Source organism: Novosphingobium malaysiense (assembly GCF_000802225.1).
Taxonomy (GTDB): Bacteria; Pseudomonadota; Alphaproteobacteria; order Sphingomonadales; family Sphingomonadaceae; genus Novosphingobium; species Novosphingobium malaysiense.
The window spans coordinates 1-422 of record NZ_JTDI01000040.1 but is presented as its reverse complement, the minus strand read 5'-3'; the positions used below and the strand labels follow the sequence as shown (position 1 = coordinate 422).

At 62.6% G+C, this 422-nt stretch carries 1 pseudogene; it reads left to right on the top strand.

Annotated elements, in window-relative coordinates:
• Positions 1-422: pseudogene (locus tag LK12_RS23410) on the top strand (FdhF/YdeP family oxidoreductase); the annotation flags it as partial.

The window sequence follows — 422 nt, the reverse complement described above, 5'->3', positions numbered from 1 at the left end:
ATCCGACGGTGCTCGACACGCTGCGGCGGCAGAACAAGCCCGGCGGCTTCATGTGCGTCTCGTGGGCATGGACCAAGCCGGCCAATCCCCATCCTTTCGAATTCTGCGAAAATGGCGCCAAGGCCACGCTCTGGGAGCTGACCTCACGGCGCTGCACGCCCGAATTCTTTGCCGAGCACACGGTCAGCGAACTGAAGGAATGGAAGGACTACGATCTCGAGCACACCGGGCGCCTGACGCACCCCATGCGCTACGATCCGGCGACCGACCGCTATGTTCAGACGAGCTGGAAAGAAGCCTTTGCCGAAATCGGCAAGGAACTGCGCCGGCTCGACCCCAAGTCCGTCGTCTTCTATGCCTCCGGCCGCGCCAGCCTGGAAACGTCGTATCTCTATGCGCTCTACGCACGGCTCTACGGGCAC